Here is a 22,603-nt window from a genome sequence, read left to right on the forward strand (position 1 = left end):
GAACATGAGCGACCACCGCTGGCAGGGCTACAGCCATGCCGAGCTCTTCGCGCAGATCAACAGCGGGCCCGGGCCCGACGGCTCCACCGACCCGGCGCGCCGCTGGGGCGAGCTCACCCGGGCGCTCGACGAGATCGACGAGGGGATCGCCGCCGCCGTGCGCTCCGCCGCAGCCGACTGGGAAGGCGCGGCCGCCGACAGCGCCCGCGACGGACTCCGCCCCCTCGCGGACTGGGCCGCACGGGCCCGCCACGCGGCCGCCACCATGCGGGAGCGGGCCGAGCAGCAGGCCGAGTTCATCAGCCGCGCCCGCCGCGACATGCCCCCGCCGGTGCACGTGACCGCCGAAGAACCCGGTCCGGCGACGACGCTGCTGACGCACCTCTTCGGCGGGCAGACCGACTACGAGCACCAGGAAGCCCGCAAGGCGGCCGCCGAACAGCGCGCCCACGACGTGATGCGCAGCTACGAGAGCTCCACCGCGGCGAACACCACCGCGCTGGCCGCGTTCGACCGGCCGCCGCGGCCGGTCGTGGACGCGGGGACCGCGCCCGCACCCGCACCGGGGGGCTCGGCCGAACGCGCGGTCACCCTGAGCTGGACCGCCGCGCCCGGCGCGGGCGGCGCCACCGCGCGCCCCGGTGAGCAACCGCTCCCCGGCCGGGCGCAGCCGGGGGCCGCCGCGCCCTACCGCGGCGGCACGACCTCCGGCGCCACCGCACCTTCCCGCACCGGGACGACCTCCCGCACCGGCACGGCCGTCCCCCGCGGCGGAGCCGGCACGTCACGGGACGGCGCGGACGACGGGGACGAGGCGACCGGGGGAACCGTCACCGAGGACCTCGGCCGCGAGGGAGGCTTCTTCGACGCTCCGCACACCACGGCGGTGCCGGTCATCGGGGGTGATCCGGACCGGTGATCGGCATCGGCGAGAGCGAGCGGCACGCGACCCGTCCCGTCGCCCTGTCCGCCGTGGAGCTCGACGTCCTCGTCGAGCACCTCGACCTGCACCCCGTCCCGCTCGTGCTCACCGTGCCCTCGCCGGGGCGCACGCACACCGAGCGCGCGCGCATCGCCGCGGACGCCTGGCAGGCGCTCATCGGGCGCGGGCTCGCCGGTCCCACCGAGCCGGATCCGGAACTGGCAGCGCACCTGGAGGTGCTCACCAGTCCCGCTCGCGAGGTGGACGCCCGGCTGTGGCTCGGGCGCAGCGTGCGGGCGCTGGCCGCCGGGACCGGCGGCCAGCGGGCGGTGCTGGCGGTCAAGGACGGTGACGCGATCACGCTGCACCCGGTCGCGGCCGGGGGGCTGCCGCGGCAGGCCCTGTCCGTGCTGCCGGAAGCGCCCGCCGGCCCGGGGCGTTCGGTGTCGGTGCCCAGCGCCGACCTCGACGCGGCCGCCGCGGAGGCCGGTGACGACGTGCACGGGCTCACCGCGGCGCTGCAATCCCGGGGCGTGCGCCGCGACGACGCGGCGGCGGTCACCGACATGGTGCGCGGCGCGCGCTTCCAGGGGCAGTTCGGCGCAGCGGCCCGGGACCACCGGGGCAACCGCGTCCGCGCCGGGCACGTGGTCGGGTTCTTCGACACCGAGCGCGGCCGCTACCTGCAACTGCGCCGCAGCACGCCGTCCGGGCAGGAGTGGAGCACGCTCGCCCCGGTCGACGCGCGACGGCTGCTCGCCCAGGTGGAGGAGCTGCTCACCGAGTGCGGCTCGGACCCGCCGAGCGCGCTGCGGGGCTGAAGAGCTCGGCGGAGGGCCCGCGGTGCGCGAACGCCGGCCTGCGGCGGGAGGCCGACCTCGACGGGCCGTCCGGATCAGCCCACGTCGAGCGGAGCGAGGTTCTCCCGCGCTTCCGGCGCGGCGGAACGGGTCGCGTCGGCCGCCTCGTCGCTGGGCTGCATCTGCGAGTCCCGCTCGGCCTCGACGCGCTTGGTGTACACCTCCACCTCGCGCGCGATCCGCGCGTCGTCCCAACCGAGGGTCTCGGCCATCAGCCGCGCCACCGGCTCGGCCGAGTCGACACCGCGGTGCGGGTACTCGATCGAGATGCGGGTGCGCCGGGTGAGCACGTCCTCCAGGTGCAGCGCGCCTTCGTGCTCGCAGCCGTAGACGACCTCGACCTGCAGGTAGTCCGCGGCCTCGGGGACCGGTTTGAGCAGCTCCGGCCTGTCGGCGGCGAGCGCGAGCACGTCGTGCACCCGCGAGCCGTACCGGTTGAGCAGGTGGCGCACCCGGTGCGGGTGCAGGCCGTACTCGGAGGCCAGCTGGTCGATCTGGTTGACCAGGGCGTGGTACCCGTCCGCGCCGATCAGCGGCACCTCGTCGGTGATCGACGAGGCCACGCGCCCGCTGATGTCGGCGGCCGCGGCGTCGACCGCGTCGGCGGCCATGACCCGGTAGGTCGTGTACTTGCCGCCGGCGATGGCGACGAGACCGGGCGCCACGCGCGCGACCGCGTGCTCGCGGGAGAGCTTCGACGTGTCGTCGCTCTCCCCGGACAGCAGCGGCCGCAGCCCCGCGTAGACGCCTTCGATGTCCGCGTGCTCGAGCGGCGTGGCCAGCACCTCGTTGACGTGGCCGAGGATGTAGTCGATGTCGCTCTTCGTGGCCGCCGGGTGCGCCAGGTCGAGCTTCCAGTCGGTGTCGGTGGTACCGATGATCCAGTGGTTGTCCCACGGGATGACGAACAGCACCGACTTCTCCGTGCGCAGGATCAGGCCGGTCTCACCGACGATGCGGTCGCGGGGGACGACGATGTGCACGCCCTTGCTGGCCTTCACCCGGAACCGGCCGCGCCCGCCGGAGAGCTTCTGCAGCTCGTCGGTCCACACGCCGGTCGCGTTGACGACGGTCTGCGCCTGCACGTCCGTTTCCGCACCGGTCTCGGTGTCGCGCACGCGCGCCCCCACGACCCGGTCGGCATCGCGCAGGAAGTCGACCACCTGGGTGGAGGTGGTCATCGCCGCGCCGTAGCTGGCCGCGGTGCGGGCGACGGTCATCGTGTGCCGCGCGTCGTCGGCCTGCGCGTCGTAGTAGCGGATGCCGCCGACGAACGCGTCGTTCTTCAGCGCGGGCATCATCCGCAGCGCACCGGCGCGGGTGAGGTGCTTCTGCCCCGGCACGGAACGCGCACCGCCCATCGTGTCGTACAGCGCCAGACCGGCTGCGGTGTACGGGCGCTCCCAGAAGCGGTGGGTCAGCGGGTACAGGAAGCTCACGGGCTTGACCAGGTGCGGCGCGATCTTGGTCAGCATCAGCTCGCGCTCGGTCAGGGCTTCCTTGACGAGGGAGAACTCGAGCTGTTCGAGGTAGCGCAGACCGCCGTGGAAGAGCTTGCTGGACCGGCTCGACGTCCCGGCGGCGAAGTCGCGCGCCTCGACCATCGCCACGCGCAGCCCGCGCGTGGCCGCGTCCAACGCGACCCCGGAACCGGTGACCCCGCCGCCGATGACGAGGACGTCGAACCTCTCGTTTCCGAGCCGGCGCCAGTTGTCGGTCCGTTCAGCGGGTCCGAGCTTGCCGCCGCGGCGAAACGCCTCGCTGCCTGTCGTACCGGTCGTGTGGTTGGACACCAGACGTCCTCCTCGCTCGGATCGCGTCCTGCGTTCGACGCGGACGTGCACCGCCGACGCCGTCCCGGGCGACCATCATGCCGCAGCTGAGCGAACAGCGCCCGACGCGCTCCGCCTCCCCCGGCGGAGCCGCGCGGGTTCGGCCGGGTTCGGCGATGCCGCCCGCAGTCTAACGCTCGTCCGCGCGCACTTCCCGCATCTGGGACTTCCCGGCGAGGGCTTGCCAGTAGGGTCCGCCGGACGCGGCCGCGCCGGCAGTCCCAGGTGGACTTCGGTGCCGTTCGGCGGGGCGGGGTGGCGGCAACCGTGGACACGTGTTGCGATGCGGCAGTACTGTTCCGACTCATTCCATGTCGGACATCGGGAGCGCCCTGCTGGAGTGCCCTGCTGGAGTGCCCTGTCCGCAACGGCCGAAGAACGAAGGAACGGCGGCATGAGCTACGGCGAGATATTCCTCTGGGAAGCCCTCGGAACCGGTTTGCTGACGCTGCTCGGCTGCGGGGTGGTGGCGAACGTAACCCTCAGCCGCACGCTCGGCCACGGCGGCGGCTTCCTGATGGTGAACGTCGGCTGGGGGTTCGCGGTGTTCACCGGTGCCAGCGTTGCGGCGCCGACGGACGGGCACATCAACCCCGCGGTGACGTTCGGGATGGCGGTCAACGGGCAGACACCGTGGTCCGAGGTCCCCGTCTACGTGGTCGCGCAGGTCGTCGGCGGCTGCATCGGCGCCGTGCTGTGCTGGGCCGCCTACAAGCTGCAGTTCGACACGCACGACGACCCGGCGAACACCCTCGGCATCTTCTCCACCGTCCCGACCGTGCCGAACAAGCCGTGGAACACCGTGACCGAGATCATCGGGACGTTCGTCCTCGTGTTCTGGATCATCCAGTCCCCGCAGGCCACCCCCGGCGACGTACCGGGTATCCCGGAGTTCGGGAACGCAGCGCTCGGCTACGCCGGGGTGGCGTTCGTCGTCATGACCATCGGCAACTCGCTGGGCGGGCCCACGGGTTACGCCATCAACCCGGCCCGCGATCTCGGCCCCCGCATCGCGTACGCGTTCCTGCCGATCCGCGGGAAGGGCACCGCCGGGTGGGACTACTCCTGGGTTCCGATCCTGGGCCCGCTCCTGGGCGGGGGGCTCGCCGGAGCCGTCGCCCTCCTCCTCCCCGCCACCGGAGCGTAGGAGGACTCCGCCGGGGACATTCCGCGTGCCGTTGCTGCCGGGCCCGGGTGCGACTGGCGCGGTGCGCCGCAGCACCAGCAGGACCCGGCTGGATCGGCACCCCGTCGTACACAGGAAGGTGAGCAGCACATGACCTCCTACATCGCCGCCATCGACCAGGGAACGACGTCGACGCGCTGCATGGTCTTCAACCGCGAGGGGCGCGTCGTTTCCTCGGAGCAGGTGGAGCACCGGCAGGTCCTCCCCCGCGCCGGCTGGGTGGAGCACGATCCGGAGGAGATCTGGGCGAACGTCCGGCAGGTGTGCGCCGGGGCGCTCGCGAAGGCGGACCTCGTCACCGGCGACATCACCGCCTGCGGCATCACGAACCAGCGCGAGACGACGGTGCTGTGGGACAAGAACACCGGCAAGCCCGTGCACAACGCGATCGTCTGGCAGGACACCCGCACCGTCGACCTGGTGAACTACTTCTCCTCCGGTGCGGGCGGGCAGAACCGGTACCACAGCAAGACCGGCCTGACGCTGTCGCCGTACTTCTCCGGAACCAAGATCCGCTGGCTGCTGGACAATGTGGACGGTCTGCGGGAGCGCGCCGAACGCGGCGAGATCCTGTTCGGCACCATGGACACGTGGGTCATCTGGAACTCCACCGGCGGGACCGACGGCGGTCTGCACATCACCGACGTCACCAACGCCTCCCGCACCCTGCTGATGGACCTGGAGACCCTGCAGTGGGACGAGGGCATCTGCGCCGAGTTCGGGATCCCGATGTCCATGCTGCCGGAAATCCGCTCCTCCTCGGAGGTGTACGGGCAGTTCCGGGAGCGCGGCGCCCTCGGCGGGGTCCCGATCGCCGGCATCCTCGGTGACCAGCAGGCGGCGACGTTCGGGCAGGCGTGCCTGTCGCCGGGCGAGGCGAAGAACACCTACGGCACCGGCAACTTCCTGCTGCTCAACACCGGGACCGAGCCGGTGCTCAGCGAGAACGGCCTGCTCACGACCGTCGGGTACAAGCTCGGCGACGAGCACACGGTGTACTGCCTCGAGGGCTCGATCGCCGTGACCGGCTCGCTGGTGCAGTGGCTGCGCGACAACCTCGGCATGATCGCCACCGCCCCCGAGATCGAACAGCTCGCGAGCACGGTCGAGGACAACGGCGACACCTACTTCGTCCCCGCCTTCTCCGGCCTGTTCGCCCCGCACTGGCGCGCGGACGCGCGGGGCGCGATCGTCGGCCTGACCCGCTTCGTCAACCGCGGGCACCTCGCCCGCGCGGTGCTGGAAGCCACGGCGTTCCAGACCCGCGAGGTCATCGAAGCGATGAACGCCGACTCCGGTGTGCCGCTCAAGTCGCTGAAGGTCGACGGCGGCATGGTATTCAACGAGCTGCTCATGCAGTTCCAGTCCGACATCCTCGGCGTGCCCGTGGTGCGACCCGTGGTCAACGAGACCACCGCGCTCGGCGCTGCCTACGCGGCCGGGCTCGCCGTCGGATTCTGGACCAGCACGCACGACGTCCGCTCGAACTGGCAGCTGGACAAGGAGTGGACTCCGCAGATGCCGGCGGACCAGCGCGAGCAGCAGTACCACCAGTGGCAGAAGGCGGTGACGAAGACCTTCGACTGGGTCGAGTGAACGCACCCGCTGAAGCCTCCCGCGCGGCCGGGAGCGGATCCTGGGGCTGTCCCCCTCCCTGCAGCCCCTCCCTACAGCGAGGCGTCCGGGCAGAATTCGGCTGCGGCTTCGGTGACCAGCCGGGTGAGCCCGGGCAGGTCGTGCCCCTGAGCCGTGTCGCGCAGCTCCCGCAGATGCCGTTCCGTCTCGCTCCGTGGTCGACCGAGCCGCGCCCTGCTCTTCACCAGCCCCAGCCGGGCGAGCAGGAGCCCGCGCGGCTCGTGCAGCTCCGCGAAGCGCTGGCAGGCGTCCTCGTAGACCCGTGCGGCCTCCCCGTGCCAGCAGGCCCGGAAGAGCACGTTCCCGCGCATCTTGCGGTTGTAGGCCAACGCGCTGTCCAGCCGCATGTCCCGGCAGATCCGCTCGCCCCGCGTCAGCAGCCGCAGCGGCTCCTCGTGCTCGCCGAACAACGAACGCACGTCGGCCATGCCGCGCAGCGCCCACGCGCTCCCCCGGTCGTCACCGCCCTCCTCGGCGACGCGCTGCGCCTCGGAGAAGCGGTCCCACGCAGCGGACAGGTCCCCCTCCTGCCGGTCGATCTGCGCCAGGCCCTCCAAGGACCACACGATGTGCCGGCACTCCCCGCGCTGCCGCGCCTCGGCGAGCAGCTCCTCGTGCAGCGGGCGCGCCCGAACGTAATCCCCCTGAATGCGCAGCGTTTCCGCGATCCCGGCGCGCGTGTACCCGTGCGCGAGCAGATCACCCGCTTCCCAGGCGAAATCGCGCCCGCGGACCAGCCACCGCAGCGCCAGCCGCATCCGCCCGCGCTGCCGGGCCAGCGTTCCGCCGCTCCACAGCGCCCAGGCCATGCCGGCGCGGTCCTCGCGGTGCTGCGAGGCGCGGTAGCTCGACCGCCACGCCTCCTCCGCAGCGGTGAGCTCGCCCAACCTGCGGCACGCCTCCGCTTCCGCCAGCCGCGCCTGCGCGAACTCGCCCCCGTTGGTGCTGTGCCGGGAGCGCTCCCGCGCCTGCTGCAGCACGTCCGCGTACGACGCGTTCACGGAGAGCTCTCCCAGCGCACCCCGGTATTCGGGCGCGAACGCCTGACCGACCATCGTCCTCCCCCTCGCAGGCCGCACGTGCAGAGTCCACATCGGACCGATGCGAACGCGGGGCCACCGGTGCGGAGCCACCGATGCGGGGCCACCGGCCCGCCGTTTCCGATACCTGCGACGTTACGGAGGGAGAGGACTGCTGCGACTCGGCCGAAAAGACATGCCGAGTCGACCTATCGGCCAGGGTTCGCCCGTGCATTCCTCGAACTTCCGTCCGAGACGCCGGAGCGCCCCGTGGTTCACTCCGACTGCGTCCCGCGCGGGCGCTCGTGCGGGGGAAGCTGGCACGCGGGTGTCGTGCCCGGCAGCCGATGCCGGTGGTCGGCGGTCCACCGGTAGGCGCGCTCGGCCAGGAACCGCACCCCGGGCAGGTCCAGCGCGTGCCCGAGCGCGCGCCACGGCAGCGCCGCCGAGCGCAGCACCCCGGCCACCGCTGCGGCACCGCCGAGCACGCGGCCGTCCGCAGCGACCCACAGCACTTCGCCCCGCGCCCGCTCGGTCGTCGTGCGGTACGCCGCGAGGTCGGCTTCCTGCCAGGGCACGACGCGCATCCGCACCGGAAGGCGCGCAGCGATGCGGACGCAGCGCGTGCAGAAGCCGCAGTCACCGTCGTAGATCAGCACCTGCGAGCGCATCGGCCACCTCCCGCGGACTCGAGGAACCTCCCGGGCGGAACGTACACCCGAGCGGTCGGCGGCGCCGCCGACCGGCGGCTCGTCAGTCGAGGTCGTCGTGGCGCATCAGCTGCCGGCCGGCCTCGGTGAGCGAGCCGGACAACGAGGGGTAGACCGAGAACGTGCTGGCCAGGTCGTCAACGGTGACCTGGTTCTGCACCGCCATCGCGATCGGCAGGATCAGCTCGCTCGCGTTCGGCGCGACGACGACGCCGCCCACCACGACACCGGTCTGCGGGCGGCAGAAGACCTTGAGGAACCCGCGGCGCAGCCCCTCCATCTTCGCACGCGGGTTCGTGGCCAGCGGCAACGTGACCGTGCGCGCCGGAACCTCGCCGGAGTCGATGGCCTGCTGGCTGATGCCGACCGTGGCGATCTCCGGGTGGGTGAACACGTTGGCAGCGACGGTCTTCAGCTTGATCGGGGAAACGCCCTCGCCGAGCGCGTGCCACATGGCGATCCGCCCCTGCATCGCGGCGACCGAGGCCAGCGGCAGCACCCCCGTGCAGTCCCCGGCCGCGTACACCCCGGAGACGTTCGTGCGCGAGACGCGGTCGACCGGGGTGTAGCCACCGCGGTCGATTTCGACACCCACCCGTTCCAGGCCGATGCCGTCGGTGTTCGGCACCGAGCCCACGGTCATCAGCGCGTGGCTGGCCTCCACCTGCCGCCCGTCGGCGAGGTGGATCAGCACGCCCGAGTCGGTGCGCTCCACCCGCTCGGCGCGCGCGTGCTTGACGACCTCGGTGCCGCGTTCGGTGAAGACCTCCTCCAGCACGCGCGCCGCGTCGGCGTCCTCGTGCGGCAGCACGCGGTCCCGGCTGGAGATCATCGAGACCTTCACGCCCATCTCGGTGTAGGTGGAGGCGAACTCGACACCGGTCACACCGGAGCCGATGACGGCGAGGTGCTCCGGCAGGTCGGGCAGGTCGTAGAGCTGGCGCCAGGTGAGGATGCGCTCGCCGTCCGGTTCGGCGCCGGGGAGGATGCGGGGGGTCCCGCCGGTGGCGATCATGACCTGGTCGGCGATGAGCTCCTCGAACCCGCCGTCGGCGAGGTCGACGCCGATGTGGTGCTGGGCCATGCCCAGCTGGGTGTTGGTGAAGCGGGCCCGCCCGGGGAGGATCTTGACGCCCTCGCGGCGCACGCGGGAGCGGATGTCGGCCGACTGCGCCAGCGCGAGGCCCTTGACCCGACCGTGCACGACCGAGACCTCCACGTCGGCGTCCACGTCACCGGTGCGGATGCCGAGGTCGCGCGCGTCGCGGAAGGAGGACCGGGCACCGGCGGAGGCGATGAACGTCTTGGAGGGCACGCAGTCGTAGAGCACGCACGCCCCACCCAAGCCCTCCGGCTCGACCAGCGTGACGTCCGCCCCGTGCTGCGCGGCGACCAGAGCCGCCTCGTACCCCGCGGGGCCACCTCCCATGATCACGATGCGGGTCACTTCGCCTCCCGTTCCGCGTGTGGGCACCGGCATTCACGGTACGCGGCGAGCGATTCCGGCAATATGGGTGGTGACACGCGATGGCATGCACCACGGCCAGGGATTTCGCCCTCCGGGCTTCGTTCACGGCGATCGATCGCTACCCTGTGACATGTGCCGCTGTACGCCGCATACGGATCCAACATGGATCCCAACTACATGACAACGCGTGCCCCCCACTCACCGATGGCGGGCACGGGATGGCTGATGGACTGGCGGTTGACCTTCGGCGGGGAGGACTACGGCTGGGAAGGCGCCCTCGCCACGATCGTCGAAGAGTCCGACGCCCAGGTCTTCACCGTCCTGTACGACCTCAGCGAGTTCGACGAGCGGAGGATGAACGGCTGGGAGGGCACGGAGCTCGGCATGTACCGGAAGCTGCGCCTGCGAGTGCAGACCCTCGACGGTCCGGTGCTGGCGTGGCTGCACGTGCTCGAGGCCTACGAGGGCGGTCTGCCGTCGGCGCGCTACCTCGGCTTGATCGCCGATGCCGCCGAGTCCGCCGGCGCTCCCGCGGATTACGTCACCGAACTGCGCACGCGCCCGTGCCGCAACGTCGGCCCGTGAACGCGGCGGTTCACAGCCACCCCCTCCTGCGCAGTTCGGCGGTGAAGCGCCGGTAGTTCTCGTCGAGGCGGTCGACCTCCGCCGGCTCCGGTTCGACGACCTCGCCCGAGCCGACCATGGCAGCGGCAGCTTCGCCCAAGCCGGTGTGCGCGCTGCCGGTGGCGGCCAGCACCGCCGCTCCCAGTGCGGTGCGGGCCCGGAGCATCCGCATCACCGGCCGGTTCAGCACCGAGGCGCGGATCCGGCACCACACGCGGCTGGCGGAGCCGCCTCCGGCGGTGCGGACGGGCCCCACCGCCGGAGCACCCAACTGTTCCAGCCGGCTCAGCGCGAGGCGCTCGGCGAAGGCCACGCCTTCCAGCCGAGCGCGGTAGTCCTCCACGGCATCGGCCGGCTCGCCGAGCGTGAAAGCGGCGGCCTCGTCCGCGCGGAAGGGGAACCGCTCCCCCTCGCCGCGCAGCGGGTAGCTCACCACGCCGGCCGGGCCGCGCCGCTGCGCCGCCTCGTCCCGCTCGGCCAGGCCGTCCGGGTCGAGGTCGGACAGGGCGGATCCGCCGATGTTGGCCGCACCGCCGGGCAACCACAACCCCTCCGGGTGCAGGTGGCTGTACACCGCTCCGCTCGGGTCGGACACCGGTTGCTCGCTGACCCCTTTGAGCACGAGCGTGGTGCCGAGCACGGTGACGAACTCGCCGGTGCCGACCGCGCCGCAGGCCAGCTGCCCCGCGCACCCGTCGGTCATGCCGGCGCGCACGACGCAGCCGACCGGCAGCCCGGTCTGCTCGGCCGCGTGCGCGCTGACGGTGCCCAGCGGCGTGGTCGGGAGCACGACCTCCGGCAGCAGGTGCTCGGGCACCCCGAGGGCGTCGAAGACCTCGCTCGCCCACTCGCCGCGAACGGCGTCGTAGCCGCTCTTGAGGGCGTGACTGGTGTCGGTGGGCACGGCGGTGCCGACGAGCTCCCGGGCGATGACGTCGGGCGTGTGGCACACGCGCGCCGCCGGTTCGCGGCTGCGGCGCACGAGCCAGGCGAGGTGCGCCAGCCCCGACCCCGCGGAGGGCACGATGCCGCTGTGCCGCCACCGCTCGCGGCCGACGTCCGCGGCGATCCCGGCTTCGCGCACCCCGCGGCGGTCGTCGTACATCACCGCCGGGCCGAGCGGAGCGCCCGTCTCGTCGACGAGCACGACGGTGCCCGAGGTCGCCGACACCGACAGGGCCGAGATCGCGGCGCTCCGCTCGCCCAGGGCGGTGCAGCACTCGCGCAGGCACGCCCGCACGGCGGGCCACCAGGCGGTGGCGTCCTGCTCGGAAGCCCCGCACTCGTCGCGGACCGGTTCCGGCAACGCGCGCGTGGCCGCGGCCCGCACCCGTCCGTGCGGGTCGTGGATCTGCACGCGCACGTTCGCCGTGGCGACGTCGACGCCGGCGAACAACTCGGTCACGGCCGAACCTCCTTGCCCGTTCTGCCCGTCACGCGGAGGTGAGGCGGCGCAACGCGGTGGGGAGCTCCGCCAGCCCCGGGATCGTCGCGTCCGCTTCCGCCCGCTGCTGCGGCGTCGGCTCGGGCGGGGCCTCGCCCCGCACGACCCACACGGTGCGCAGGCCGAGGCGCCGGGCGCCGCGCACGTCGGTGTCCAGCCGGTTCCCGACGTGCGCGGCGCGCTCGGCGGGCACGCCGGCCTGCTGCAGCGCGTGCTCGAAGATCGCCGGGTCGGGTTTCTCGGCACCCACGGTTTCGGAGATCGCCCAGATGTCGACGTGCTCGGCGACCCCGTCGCGGCGCAGCGCGTCCACGACGAGGGAGCGCTGGTTGGCCACGACCGCGATCGCGTACTGCCCGGAGAGCTCGCGCAGGGCGGGCAGCACGTCCGGGTACAGCGCCTCCGGCGGGTACTCCCAGCGCGCAGCGGCGCGCCGGGAGAGCTCCGGGCGGTCCGCGGCGGTGAGGAAGCGTTCGGCGACGGCAGTGCGCAGCGAGCCCCGCTGCGCCTGCCGACACTCGTCGTAGACGCGCTGGAACGCCTCGGCGTCGACGTCGGCGCCGCGCTCGCCGGCGAGTTCCCGCGCCGCTCCCAGGAGCGCGTCGCGGTAGACCACGTCGTCGTAGATCGGCCCGCCCACGTCGAGCAGGACGAGGTTGATCTCCGCAGTCGCAGCGGAGTCGCCCGGGTTCGCCGTCACGTCGGTCCTTTCCACCGGGAGCCCCGCGGCCCCGACTCACGCATCACGCAAAAGATAACATAATTCCTGATAAAAATAACAGGATTTGTGCGGTCAGGCCCCGTCCCGCAGCGAACGCGCCTCCTCCGCCGGGGGACACCAGGCCAGCTCCAGCAACCCGGCCGCCTGCCGCGTGCCCCGCCGGTCCCTGCGGCTGGACAGGCGCTCGGCCAAGCGCGTCCGGAAGCGCTCCGCCCGCTCGCCCAGCAGCGCGAAGGCCTGCTCCACGCTCGCCAGCGCCACCCGGTGCGGCCCGGTGCACAACAGCTCCGCCAGCGCCACGTCCAGGGCGAGCACCGGCAGCCCGTCGAGCTCGACGACGTCGGACTCGCGGATCCACGACTGGTGCACCGCCAGCCCGTGGCCTGGTCGCGGGTCGCGGTCGTAGGGAACGGTGACGTGCACGGTGCGCTCCGCAGCGGCCGGACAGCCGTGCAGCGCCACGGCGGTCGGCCCGGACAGCACGGCGCGGTCGCCGGCACGCAGCACGCCGGCCGCGGCGCGCGTCAGCGGATCCCGCATCCGGGAGGAGGGCACGACCACCCCGGTCCACGGCTCCCGCAACGTCCCCTCGCGCACCGCCTCGCCCACGACGGCGGGTCCGAGCAGCTCCTCCGCGGCGCTCCGGGACAGCGCCCCGTGCAGCGTCTCGTCCCAGAACCGGCCCGGCGGGGTGAGGTCCTCGGCGCATCGTTGCCAGCGGTCGTTCCATGCGGTGTTCGACGTCATGCCCTGGAGAGCCGCGCAACCCCGCGATCCGGGCAGCTACCGCACACGTTCACTTCGATCGGGTGACTCCGTGGCGCGGTGCGCGGGCCCGTCCCCGCGCAGACCGCCCCGGGCAGACCGTCACAGCGCAGACCCGCCCGGCACGCAGGAGGCGCCGCGGCCGCCCTCCCGCGACCGGGCCGGGCAGCTGGCCCCCGGCCAGGGCCCCGCAGCCGCGCCCGGCGGCCTCACGCCCCCGGTCCGGCCGGTTCCTGACCGCCGGTGTACTGCCGCAGCACGTGCAGCGCCGTGTGCACCATCGTGCGCACCCCGACGAACAGCGCCCGCTCGTCCAGCGCGAAACCGGCGTGGTGCAGGTCCCCGGTCTGCACGCCCTCGCCCTGCACGCCGAGCCGGGCGAAGGCCCCCGGCACGTTCTCCAGGTACCAGCCGAAGTCCTCGCCGCCGGAGGACTGCGGGGTACCGCTGAGCGCGTGCTCGCCGAGCGCCTCGGCCACCCCGGCGCGCAGCAGGGCCGTGCTCGTGCCGTCGTTGACGACCGGCGGCACCCCGCGCCGGTGGTGCAGGTCGATGCCCACGTCCAGCGGCCCCAGCAGGCTGTGCACGATCTCGGAGACCAGCGGTTCGAGCTTGGCCCAGGTGTCCCGGTCACCGGTGCGCAGCGTGCCGCGCAGGACGCCCTGCTGCGGAACGGCGTTGGGCGCCTCGCCGGCGTGCACCGCGCCCCAGGTCAGCACGGTCCCGGTACGCGGGTCGACGCGGCGGGACAGCACCGCGGGGACCTCCGTGATCGCCGTGCCCAGCGCGTGCACCAGATCCGCGGTGAGGTGCGGGCGCGAGGTGTGCCCGCCCGGCGAGCTCAGCCGCAGCTCCAGCAGGTCGGCGGCGGAAGTGATGGCGCCCGCGCGGGTTCCGACCGAGCCCACCGGCAGCCGCGGGTCGCAGTGCAGCCCGAAGATCCGGTCGACCCCGTCGAGCCACCCCTCGGCGAGCACGTCCAGCGCCCCGCCGGGCATGACCTCCTCGGCGGGTTGGAAGACCAGCCGCACCCGCCCGGGCAGGTCCGGCGCCTGCGCCAGCGCCAGGCCCGCCGCCAGCGTGATCACCGCGTGCGCGTCGTGCCCGCACACGTGCGCCGCTCCCTCCTCGGTGGAGGAGTACGGCAGCCCGCTGCTCTCGGTGACCGGAAGCGCGTCGATGTCCGCGCGCAGGGCGATCGTCGGTCCGGCCGGATCGCCGACGTCGCACACGAGTCCGGTCCCGACGTCCAGCGGCCGCGGGTTCAGCCCCTCCTGCCGCAGGAGGTCGCTCAGCAGGGCCGTGGTCCCGTGCTCCGCTCGCGAGAGCTCCGGCCGGCGGTGCAGGTGCCGCCGCCACGACACGATCCGCTCGCCGCGGCGCGCCAGCCAGTCGTCCAGCCAGGCCGGGCCGCGTCCCGCACCGAGGTCCACCACACCTGATTCCACACTGGACATGGTGCCGCCGCGACCGGTCAGCGGCTCGGCGGCGCTCCCGCCGGGGGAACCGTCGCCTGCCCGTTCCGCGGGCGAACCGTGCGAGTACGTCGCAGTCACGCCATGCCTCCGTTCTCGTGCGGGAACCGCGCCCGATCTCCCGCACCGGCTTCGCTGTGTCCGTTGCACGAACCGCGGTGCGCACCGCTCCGGTGCGCACGCGCAGCGACGACCGCGCCCGAAAAGCCGCGCGACTGCAGCACCGCCGCCTGCGGGAACCGTTCAGCGGTGCGGCGCGTGCAGCTCACCGCGCAGCACGACGCGCGGTCGGGAGCAGCCCGCCCACCGCCGCGAGCGGTTCGGGGCACCGCCCCCCGGCTCCGGTGCCGGTCCGGCCCGGTCGAGCCGCGGGAGCGCCCGCACGGCGGGACCGGCGCGCGGCCGTGGTTCGGCCGGCTGCGCGGTCGGGCAGTGCGCGAGCGGTCCTCCCGAGGGGGCGGTGGAACTCGCACGGCAGCGGGCACTCCGCTCGCCAGCTGGCGCGGTCGCCAGCTGGTGCACATCCTGCCGCAGGAGGAGCGCGGACGAGAGCACAGGCGCCCGCGGAACCGGTCATCGGTCGCCACTCTGCGCTGAACGGGTGAGCGGAGTTCGGCAGAACCGATCGAGAAAGCGGCGCAACCGCTCGAAGAGAGGTGGGCCGGCACCGGTCGGGGGGCTTCCCGGTGCCGGACCACGAACACCCCTCGGTGTCGGCCTGGTGCCGATCACCAACGGGCAGTTGTGAAAATCCCACAGGTTCGGCGCGAGGTCTAGTCCGGTCCCGGAATCAGTCCGGAGAACTTCTCGCCAAAACCGACCACCTGGATGGTTTCACGTGCAGCGGGCACTACTTCTTCCACTTCACGAACAGCACGGGCTTCTTCCGCGCCCGCCGCGAGAGCAGCACCAGCCCGATCAGCGCCACACCGCCGACGCCGATGGCGATGTCCTGCCGGCTGCGCCGCTCGGTCGCGCCGGAGTCCCGGCCCGGCCCCGGGGGCGCCTGGACCGCGGCGGCGGGAGCGCGACCGTGCCCCGCCGGGGCGCTCACAGCCGGGGCGCTCACCGCCGGGGTGCGCGCAGCCGGGGGGTCGGCGGGCGCAGCGGCCTGGGCCAGACCGGGCAGGCCGAGCAGGGCAACGCTCACGACCAGCCCGGCGAGCACTCGCCGGCACGTGCTGCGCGTGGTGGGACACGTGCTGGGCATGGCAGCTCCCTCCGCTGTGGGCGCACCTGCGGGCGCGACGCCGGCGCGCACCGCCTCCACGGCACGTCCGGCGCCGGCCATTCGATCATAATCACCGCGCCCGCGGACCGTCCCGCGCCGCAGATCCCCCGATCCGACGTGCGGACACCGGGCGGCGCAGGAAGCGCGTCACCGCACCCGCTCCTCGCGGCGCAACCGCTCCCCCAGGTCGTCCACCCGGAGGGTGCTGCGGTCGAGGCTGTCGGCGCGGTAGCCCGCCCGCCCCACCAGCTGGGCCGTGATCGGCGAGATGAGCATCTGGAACAGCCCCACGAGGATCAGCCCGGAGGCGTAGACGAACTCCAGCCGCACCGCCGTGCCCACCAGGATCAGCAGCAAACCCAGGGTCTGCGGCTTCGTCGCGGCCTGCAGCCGCGCGGCCACGTCCGGGAAGCGGACGACGCCGACGGCGCCGAGCAGGCAGGACAGCGCGCCCGACAGCAGGCACACGGCGGAGAGGACGTCGAGCCAGTTCACCGGTACGGCTCCTTTCGCTCGACCAGGCGGGCGGCGGTGACCGTGCCGATGAACCCGAGCAGCGCGACCGCGGCCAGCAGCGCCACGTTGGCCCCGTTCCGCTGGGCGGCCATGCTCGCGCACACGGCGGCCACGACCAGCGTGAGGAACACGTCGACCGCCACGATCCTGTCCATGGTGGACCGACCCAGCAGCAGGCGGGCGAGCACGAGCAGTCCGGCCAGGCACAGCAGGCCGAACGTCGCGACGAACACCCAGAACACGGCTTCAGCCCTCCGTTCCCCGCGCGGCGACCCGCTCGACCTGGTCCCGCGCGCCGACCGCGTTGACCACCAAGCGCTCCAGCTGCAGCACGTCGCGGCACACGGTCCACGCGGTGGACTCGGTCACCCCGAGCCCGTAGACGTAGCAGATCCGGTTGAGGCGGTCGATCTGCAGCACGAACTTGCCCGGCGCCAGCGAGACCCCGCTGGCCACCATGGCGATGAGGTGGTCGGAGTCCGCCCGCATCGACACCGCCACGATCGACGCGGGCGTTCCCGGCCCGTACCGCAGCGCCTGCCAGGACACCCGCACGGTCGACACGAGCAGGTCCGCGGCGAGGTAGGCCAGCAAGCGCAGCAGCGCCACCGGGCGCACCACGAGCTCGGTGCGGATCGCCGGCACCGGGAACACCAGCGCGACGAGCAGCGCCACGAGCACGCCGTACACCAGGGTGCGCAGGTCGAACGTGCCCCACAGCAGCAGCCACACCAGCGTCAGCCAGAGCACCAGCGGCACCCGCCGCAGCCAGCGGTGCCGCCACGTCACGCGCTCACTCACCGGCAGCACCTCCCTCGGAGGTCGTCACCACGGCGGAGCGGTACCCCTCGGCGTGCATCAGGTCCTCCGCGGCGCGCCGGCTGATCCCGGCCAGCGGCCCCGCCGCGGCGGCGATGACCAGGCTCGCGGTCACCAGCAGCGCCGAGGCCAGCACCATCGGGCGATTCGTCGTCGCGGTGCCCACGACCAGCTCGTCGGTGGGGTCCGGATCCTCCTCGGGCGCCTTGACCTGGCCCCAGAAGGCGCGGGTCCACACGCGCGCCATGGCGTACAGCGTCAGCAGGCTGGTCAGCACCGCCCCGCCGGTGACCACGTAGGCCGGCCACGTGCCCGCGCCGACACCGGACTGCAGCAGCGCCAGCTTGGCCACGAACCCGGAGAACGGCGGGATCCCGGCCAGGCTCAGCGCGGGCAGGGCGAACAGCACGGCGATGAGCGGCGAGGCGCGCGCCAGCCCGCCCATGCGGGTGAGCGCCACCGTGCCGGTGCGCCGCGCGATCAAGCCCGCGACCAGGAACAGCGTGGCCTGCACGGTGATGTGGTGCACCACGTACAGGATCACCCCGGTCAGCCCGGCCACGTCGTAGACGCCGAGCCCGAACAGCATGTAGCCGATGTGGCTGACCAGCAGGAACGACATGAGGCGGTTGAGGTCGTTCTGCGCCAGCGCGCCGAGCGCTCCGATGATCATGGTGGCCAGCGCGATCACGAGCATGAAGTCCCAGCTCGCCTGGTGGCCGAACACCAGCGTCTGGGTGCGGATCAGCGCGTAGACGCCGACCTTGGTCAGCAGTCCGGCGAACACGGCCGTCACCGGCGCCGGCGCGGTCGGGTAGCTGTCCGGCAGCCAGAAGTGCAGCGGCACCATGGCCGACTTGATGCCGAACACGATGACCACCAGCAGCGCCAGTCCGATGCGGAGCCCCTCGGGCAGCTCCGCGATGCGCGGGCCCAGGTCGGCCATGTTGACCGTGCCCGTGGCCGCGTACACCAGCGCGATCATCGTGATGAACAGCAGCGAGGAGGTGATGCTGACGATCACGTAGGTCATCCCGGCACGGATCCGCCGGGCCGTGGTGCGCCGGGTGATGAGCACGTACGACGAGGTCAGCATGATCTCGAAGGCGACGAACAGGTTGAACAGGTCGCCGGTGAGGTAGGCCAGCGACACCCCCGCCGCGAGCATCATGTACATCGGGTGGAACGTGGTGCTCGGCCGCTCCCGCCCGTAGTCGGTGATGCGCTGCCCGATGGAGAACACGAGCACGCCGAAGGTCACCACCGAGGAGACCACCAGCAGCAGCGACGAGAGCCGGTCGGCCACGAGCGTGATCCCGAACGGCGCCGGCCACGCGCCCACCTGCAGCACCAGCGGCCCGCCGTGGTCGGCGGCGTGCAGCAGCGCGCCCGAGACGGCGATGATGACCGCCAGCACCACCAGCCCGATGATCCGCTGGAGGTCGGCGAACCGGCCCAGCGCCAGCGACAGCCCCGCCGCCATCAGCGGCAGCAGCACGGGCAGGGCCACCAGGACGGTCACCGGATCGCCCCCTCGTCCTCGCGCATCTCGTCTTCGTGCACCTCGGCGTCGGCCATCGAGTCGTCCTCGGTCTCGCCCTCCTCGGACTCGGCCAGCTGCCGCTCGAGCCGGCGGATGCGCCGGTCCTCGAGGTCGTCGCGCACCTCGTCGTCACCCAGCAGCGTCCAGGAGCGGTAGGCCAGGGCGAGCAGGAAGGTCGTCAGCCCGAAGGTGATCACGATGGCGGTCAGCGCCAGCGCCTGCGGCAGCGGATCGGTCATCTCCTCCGGCAGCGCCGAACCGATGAACGGCGCGCGCCCCGGCGGCCCGCCGGCCAGCTGCAGCAGCAGGTTCGAGGCGTGCCCGATGACCACGACGCCGAGCAGGATGCGCACCAGCGACCGCTGCATCAGCAGGTAGAAGCCCACCGAGTACAGCACGGCCAGCAGCACGACCATGGTCAGGTTGACGGTGGCCATGCCGATCACGACTGCCCCCTCTCCGCCGCGGCGGCATCGGCCTCGATCGCCGAGCCGAGCGTGCGCAGCAGGTCGAGCACCACTCCGACGATCAGCAGGTAGACCCCGACGTCGAGCACGACGCTGGACATCAGCTTGAGCTCGCCCAGCAGCGGCACGTTCAGCTTGACGATCTCCCCCGTGAGCACGGGGTCGCCGACGACCAGCGGCAACAGCGCGGTGAGCACGGTCAGGGTGATCCCGCAGCCGATGAGCACCGGCGGGCGCAGCGGGACCACGGCGCTGCCGTCCATGCGACCGCCGGCGAGGTAGCGCAGCACGAACGCCTGCCCGGCCACGAGCCCGCCGCTGAACCCGCCGCCGACGCGGTAGTGCCCGGCGAACAGCAGGTACAGCGACAGCACGAGCACCGTGGGGAACACGGTCCGCGCGGCCAGCTCCAGCAGCACGGTGCGCTCGCGGCTGTCCCGCGGGAACCCGGTGAGCAGCCAGCGCTCGGTCGGGGCGTCCCAGTTGGTCCAGGAGCGGCGCACCTGGCGGGTTTCCAGTTCGGAGGTGCCGCGCTGGCCGGACAGCGCGGATCCGCCGTTGGTCATTGCCGGCCCTCCTCGTGCGTCTCGGTTCCGTTCGCGGTGCTGCTCGGCGCCGGGGTGCCCGCGTCCTCGGTGGGCGGCGAGCCGGTGACGGGACGCGGGGTGACGCCGGCGCTGCGCTTCCGGCGCTCGTGCCGGCCCGCGAGGATGAGGCTGGCCACCCCGGTGGCGGTGATGCCCAGCACCGAGATCTCGCCGACGGTGTCCAGCGCGCGGAAGTCGACGAGGATGGCGTTGACGACGTTGTGCGCGCCGGCGCCCTCCTCGGCGTTGGCGATGAAGTTGCCGCTCACGGCCGAGGGGCTCCGGCGCGCGGCGCTGAACACCAGCGCGGACACGGCGATGAACGTGCCCACGGCGCCGGCGACGAGCGCGCGCGGCCAGCGCAGCGTGTTGGTGCCGTCCTGGCCGAAGCGCACCGGCAGCCGGCGCAGCACGAAGACGAACACGACCAGGGTCAGCGTCTCGACCATGAACTGGGCCAGCGCCAGGTCGGGTCCGCCGTCCACGATGAACAGCCCGCCGATGCAGTACCCGATGACGCCGACCATGAGCACCGCCGTGAGGCGGCGGCGCGCGCGCAGCGCGGCGAAGGCCGCGACGATGGCCCCGAAGGCCAGCGCGACCTGCAGCGGGTTGTCGTAGGCGCGCAGGTCCGCAGGCAGGTCCGCGTGGTGGGTGAGCATCACCGCACCCGGCACGCACAGCACCATCAGCAGGATGACGCCCAGGTAGATCGGCAGCGACCCGGCCTGCAGCCGACCGGTGACGCCGACCGCGGTCCGCTCCAGCCCGGCCATGATCGCCTCGTAGCCGCGCTGCGCGTCGGCGATCCGGGGCAACCGGGCGCGGAACGCGCTGACCGGGTCGCGCGCGAGGTGCAGCGCGACACCGCCGATCAGGGCGACCGCCGAGCACAGCAGCGCGAGGTTGAACCCGTGCCACAGCTCGAGGTGGTACGGGTCCGGGCCGACCGCGAAGTTCGACGCGTAGCCGCCGGCGAGCACGTCGGTGACCGGATAGCCGATCCCGAGCGCGATGCTGACGGCCGCGGGCAGCGCGGCCGGCACCCACAGCACCGGGCCCGGTGCGGCCGCCCGGCTCGGGGACAGGCCCTCCTTCGTGGCGAAAGCGCCCCACAGCAGCCGAGCGGTGTAGCCGACGGTGAGGGCGGAGCCGACGAGCAGGCCGATCGTCCCCCAGGTGCTCAACGCGCCCCCACCGGCGATGAACGATGCGAAAGCGGCCTCCTTGCCGAGGAAGCCCAACGTCGGCGGCACCCCGGCCATGGAGAGGCCGGCGACCGACGCCAGCGCGGCCAGCCACGGCATGCGCCGGCCCACCCCGGACAGCTCGCGCGTGTCCCGAGTCCCCGCCTGGTGGTCGATGATGCCGATGACCAGGAACAGCGCTGCCTTGAACATGCCGTGGGCGAGCAGCATCGTGTCGGCGGCGAGCATCGTGGTGTACGTGCCCGGTCCGGCGAGCACCATCAGGAACCCGAGCTGGCTGACCGTTCCGTAGGCGAGCAGCTTCTTCAGGTCGTGCTCGTGCAGCGCGCGCCACCCCGCCACGATCATCGTGGCGAGGCCGAACACCACCGCGAGCACCGTCCACAGCTCGACCCCGGCGAACACCGGGGCCATCCGGGCCACGAGGAACACCCCGGCCTTGACCATCGACGCCGCGTGCAGGTAAGCGCTGATCGGCGTGGGCGCGATCATCGCGGCGGGCAGCCAGTTGTGGAAGGGCAGCTGGGCGGACTTGGTGAACGCGCCGACGAGGACGAGCACGGCCGCCACCGCGGTGGCCGCACCGCCGGGCGGGTCGGCGGCGAGCTCGGAGATCCGGTAGGTGCCCGCGGTCTCGCCGAGCACCACGAACCCGAGCAGCATGACCAGCCCGCCGAGGGTGGTGACCATCAGCGCCTGCACCGAGGAGCGCCGCGACTCGCGGCTCACACCGGCCTGCCCGACGAGCAGGAACGAGCAGATCGTGGTGAGCTCCCAGAAGATGTAGACGGTGAGCAGGTCGTCGGCGAGGACGAGCCCGAGCATCACGGCCGCGAAGGTCAGCAGCAGCGGCGCGGAGCGGCGCGCGGCACCGCTGCCGGGTGCGAAGTAACCGGCGGAGTAGACCAGCACCAGGGCGCCGATGCCGGTGACCAGGATCGTCAGCAGCAGTGCGAGGGAGTCGAGGCGGAAGGTGAGCTCGAGCCCGAGCAGCGGTGCCCACGCCAGGCTCTCGGTTCGCGGCACCCCGCCGAGCGCGCTGCCGGCGTGCGCCAGGCTCCAGCCGAGCATCGCGGCGGGCGGAACGGCGGCGGTGAAGAAGGCGGCCCGCGTGCTGCGCCGGGCGAGCGCCGGGAGCGCACCCGCCACGAGCAGGTGCACGAGGACGAACGCGAGCAAGGACACCTCCTCGTTGCCGGACGGTCACCGCCACCGGACGCGGACGCGCACCGCGCGTGGCGGCCCGCTGCGACCGCCCGGATTCCCGGGTCGGCGCGCCCACCCGTGGTTGGGACGTGTTCGGCACCCGGGAGGCCAGCAGTCCGACCGGTGCGGACGCGCGCGGCACACCGTCCGGCTCGCCGAGTTCGACGTCGGTGAACTCGCCCGGGATTGTTCGCCACCCGCTGTCCGCACGCACCGCGACACTCCCCGCGTTCGCGAGGTGCGCCGGCAGCTCGCGCGCATCCGCCGACCGCGCACCGCCGGTGCGCCGAAATCGGTGTCCGCCAATCTAACCGAACAGTACGATGTATGCCCAATAGCGCATATGTCGCGCGCGGCGGGCCCCG

At 73.1% G+C, this 22,603-nt stretch carries 21 protein-coding genes; 5 read left to right on the plus strand and 16 right to left on the minus strand.

Going from position 1 to position 22,603, the window contains the following annotated elements; translation table 11 throughout:
- Nucleotides 1-4: 4 nt before the first annotated feature.
- Both ACYVJE_RS01380 and ACYVJE_RS01385 read left to right on the plus strand, forming a co-directional pair.
- Nucleotides 5-919, plus strand: a complete 915-nt coding sequence (locus tag ACYVJE_RS01380) for a PPE domain-containing protein (protein ID WP_461142894.1) — start codon at nucleotides 5-7, stop codon at nucleotides 917-919.
- A complete protein-coding gene (locus ACYVJE_RS01385) occupies nucleotides 916-1,743 on the plus strand; it encodes an ESX secretion-associated protein EspG (protein ID WP_461142895.1) in 828 nt (275 codons plus the stop codon). The genes ACYVJE_RS01380 and ACYVJE_RS01385 overlap by 4 nt, the downstream gene beginning before the upstream one ends.
- Before the next feature lie 74 nt (nucleotides 1,744-1,817).
- On the opposite strand, the gene ACYVJE_RS01390 is transcribed toward ACYVJE_RS01385, so the two are convergent.
- The gene (locus ACYVJE_RS01390) at nucleotides 1,818-3,575 is read right to left on the minus strand and encodes a glycerol-3-phosphate dehydrogenase/oxidase (RefSeq protein WP_459158341.1); all 1,758 of its coding nucleotides are present in this window, start codon (nucleotides 3,573-3,575) and stop codon (nucleotides 1,818-1,820) included.
- Nucleotides 3,576-4,008: 433 nt separating this feature from the next.
- On the opposite strand from ACYVJE_RS01390, the gene ACYVJE_RS01395 reads away from it, so the two are divergent.
- Nucleotides 4,009-4,761: an MIP/aquaporin family protein gene (locus tag ACYVJE_RS01395; protein WP_459158340.1), complete on the plus strand. Its 753-nt coding sequence runs from the start codon at nucleotides 4,009-4,011 to the stop codon at nucleotides 4,759-4,761.
- 129 nt (nucleotides 4,762-4,890) lie between these two features.
- Complete coding sequence (glpK, locus tag ACYVJE_RS01400) at nucleotides 4,891-6,396, plus strand: glycerol kinase GlpK (RefSeq protein ID WP_461142896.1); 1,506 nt, start codon at nucleotides 4,891-4,893, stop codon at nucleotides 6,394-6,396.
- A 71-nt stretch (nucleotides 6,397-6,467) separates the two neighbouring features.
- On the opposite strand, the gene ACYVJE_RS01405 is transcribed toward glpK, so the two are convergent.
- From ACYVJE_RS01405 to ACYVJE_RS01415, 3 genes are all read right to left on the minus strand, one after another.
- Nucleotides 6,468-7,490: a tetratricopeptide repeat protein gene (locus ACYVJE_RS01405; protein WP_461142897.1), complete on the minus strand. Its 1,023-nt coding sequence runs from the start codon at nucleotides 7,488-7,490 to the stop codon at nucleotides 6,468-6,470.
- Between the two features lie 239 nt (nucleotides 7,491-7,729).
- Nucleotides 7,730-8,125 (minus strand): thiol-disulfide oxidoreductase DCC family protein, encoded by a 396-nt coding sequence (locus tag ACYVJE_RS01410; protein WP_461142898.1) that lies wholly within the window; start codon nucleotides 8,123-8,125, stop codon nucleotides 7,730-7,732.
- Nucleotides 8,126-8,207: 82 nt separating this feature from the next.
- Nucleotides 8,208-9,611, minus strand: a complete 1,404-nt coding sequence (locus ACYVJE_RS01415) for an NAD(P)H-quinone dehydrogenase (RefSeq protein WP_461142899.1) — start codon at nucleotides 9,609-9,611, stop codon at nucleotides 8,208-8,210.
- A gap of 153 nt (nucleotides 9,612-9,764) precedes the next feature.
- Between ACYVJE_RS01415 and ACYVJE_RS01420 the strand changes: the two genes are divergently transcribed.
- Nucleotides 9,765-10,217 carry a gamma-glutamylcyclotransferase gene (locus ACYVJE_RS01420; RefSeq protein WP_459158335.1) on the plus strand — a complete coding sequence of 151 codons (453 nt, stop codon included), beginning with the start codon at nucleotides 9,765-9,767 and terminating at the stop codon, nucleotides 10,215-10,217.
- A gap of 10 nt (nucleotides 10,218-10,227) precedes the next feature.
- On the opposite strand, the gene ACYVJE_RS01425 is transcribed toward ACYVJE_RS01420, so the two are convergent.
- From ACYVJE_RS01425 to mbhE, 12 genes are all read right to left on the minus strand, one after another.
- A complete protein-coding gene (locus tag ACYVJE_RS01425; protein ID WP_461142900.1) occupies nucleotides 10,228-11,661 on the minus strand; it encodes an FGGY-family carbohydrate kinase in 1,434 nt (477 codons plus the stop codon).
- Between the two features lie 28 nt (nucleotides 11,662-11,689).
- Nucleotides 11,690-12,400, minus strand: coding sequence for an HAD family hydrolase (locus ACYVJE_RS01430; protein ID WP_459158333.1), 711 nt, complete (start codon nucleotides 12,398-12,400; stop codon nucleotides 11,690-11,692).
- 93 nt (nucleotides 12,401-12,493) lie between these two features.
- Nucleotides 12,494-13,168 (minus strand): hypothetical protein, encoded by a 675-nt coding sequence (locus ACYVJE_RS01435; RefSeq protein WP_461142901.1) that lies wholly within the window; start codon nucleotides 13,166-13,168, stop codon nucleotides 12,494-12,496.
- A gap of 227 nt (nucleotides 13,169-13,395) precedes the next feature.
- A complete protein-coding gene (locus ACYVJE_RS01440) occupies nucleotides 13,396-14,664 on the minus strand; it encodes an amidohydrolase (protein WP_461143146.1) in 1,269 nt (422 codons plus the stop codon).
- An 847-nt stretch (nucleotides 14,665-15,511) separates the two neighbouring features.
- Entirely contained in the window at nucleotides 15,512-15,871 is a 360-nt protein-coding gene (locus ACYVJE_RS01445) for a hypothetical protein (protein WP_461142902.1), read from the minus strand.
- Between the two features lie 168 nt (nucleotides 15,872-16,039).
- Nucleotides 16,040-16,387 carry a monovalent cation/H(+) antiporter subunit G gene (gene mnhG / locus ACYVJE_RS01450; RefSeq protein ID WP_461142903.1) on the minus strand — a complete coding sequence of 116 codons (348 nt, stop codon included), beginning with the start codon at nucleotides 16,385-16,387 and terminating at the stop codon, nucleotides 16,040-16,042.
- Nucleotides 16,384-16,650, minus strand: coding sequence for a monovalent cation/H+ antiporter complex subunit F (locus tag ACYVJE_RS01455; RefSeq protein WP_459158329.1), 267 nt, complete (start codon nucleotides 16,648-16,650; stop codon nucleotides 16,384-16,386). Before ACYVJE_RS01455 ends, mnhG begins: the two co-directional genes overlap by 4 nt.
- A gap of 4 nt (nucleotides 16,651-16,654) precedes the next feature.
- The gene (locus ACYVJE_RS01460; RefSeq protein WP_461142904.1) at nucleotides 16,655-17,209 is read right to left on the minus strand and encodes a Na+/H+ antiporter subunit E; all 555 of its coding nucleotides are present in this window, start codon (nucleotides 17,207-17,209) and stop codon (nucleotides 16,655-16,657) included.
- Nucleotides 17,202-18,749 (minus strand): Na+/H+ antiporter subunit D, encoded by a 1,548-nt coding sequence (locus ACYVJE_RS01465; protein WP_459158327.1) that lies wholly within the window; start codon nucleotides 18,747-18,749, stop codon nucleotides 17,202-17,204. Before ACYVJE_RS01465 ends, ACYVJE_RS01460 begins: the two co-directional genes overlap by 8 nt.
- Complete coding sequence (locus ACYVJE_RS01470) at nucleotides 18,746-19,207, minus strand: Na(+)/H(+) antiporter subunit C (protein ID WP_461143147.1); 462 nt, start codon at nucleotides 19,205-19,207, stop codon at nucleotides 18,746-18,748. The genes ACYVJE_RS01465 and ACYVJE_RS01470 overlap by 4 nt, the downstream gene beginning before the upstream one ends.
- A gap of 5 nt (nucleotides 19,208-19,212) precedes the next feature.
- Nucleotides 19,213-19,803, minus strand: coding sequence for an MnhB domain-containing protein (locus ACYVJE_RS01475; RefSeq protein WP_461142905.1), 591 nt, complete (start codon nucleotides 19,801-19,803; stop codon nucleotides 19,213-19,215).
- Nucleotides 19,800-22,211, minus strand: a complete 2,412-nt coding sequence (gene mbhE / locus ACYVJE_RS01480; RefSeq protein ID WP_461142906.1) for a hydrogen gas-evolving membrane-bound hydrogenase subunit E — start codon at nucleotides 22,209-22,211, stop codon at nucleotides 19,800-19,802. Before mbhE ends, ACYVJE_RS01475 begins: the two co-directional genes overlap by 4 nt.
- Nucleotides 22,212-22,603: the final 392 nt, after the last annotated feature.

This window comes from Salinifilum aidingensis, from assembly GCF_054782015.1.

Excerpts from the sequence above, each read along its gene's own strand:
- glpK (WP_461142896.1), top strand. The coding sequence starts at position 4,891 with ATGACCTCCTACATCGCCGCCATCGACCAGGGAACGACGTCGACGCGC.
- ACYVJE_RS01445 (WP_461142902.1), bottom strand. The coding sequence starts at position 15,871 with ATGCCCAGCACGTGTCCCACCACGCGCAGCACGTGCCGGCGAGTGCTC.
- ACYVJE_RS01435 (WP_461142901.1), bottom strand. The coding sequence starts at position 13,168 with ATGACGTCGAACACCGCATGGAACGACCGCTGGCAACGATGCGCCGAG.
- ACYVJE_RS01410 (WP_461142898.1), bottom strand. The coding sequence starts at position 8,125 with ATGCGCTCGCAGGTGCTGATCTACGACGGTGACTGCGGCTTCTGCACG.
- ACYVJE_RS01475 (WP_461142905.1), bottom strand. The coding sequence starts at position 19,803 with ATGACCAACGGCGGATCCGCGCTGTCCGGCCAGCGCGGCACCTCCGAA.
- ACYVJE_RS01405 (WP_461142897.1), bottom strand. The coding sequence starts at position 7,490 with ATGGTCGGTCAGGCGTTCGCGCCCGAATACCGGGGTGCGCTGGGAGAG.
- ACYVJE_RS01470 (WP_461143147.1), bottom strand. The coding sequence starts at position 19,207 with ATGGCCACCGTCAACCTGACCATGGTCGTGCTGCTGGCCGTGCTGTAC.
- ACYVJE_RS01395 (WP_459158340.1), top strand. The coding sequence starts at position 4,009 with ATGAGCTACGGCGAGATATTCCTCTGGGAAGCCCTCGGAACCGGTTTG.
- ACYVJE_RS01380 (WP_461142894.1), top strand. The coding sequence starts at position 5 with ATGAGCGACCACCGCTGGCAGGGCTACAGCCATGCCGAGCTCTTCGCG.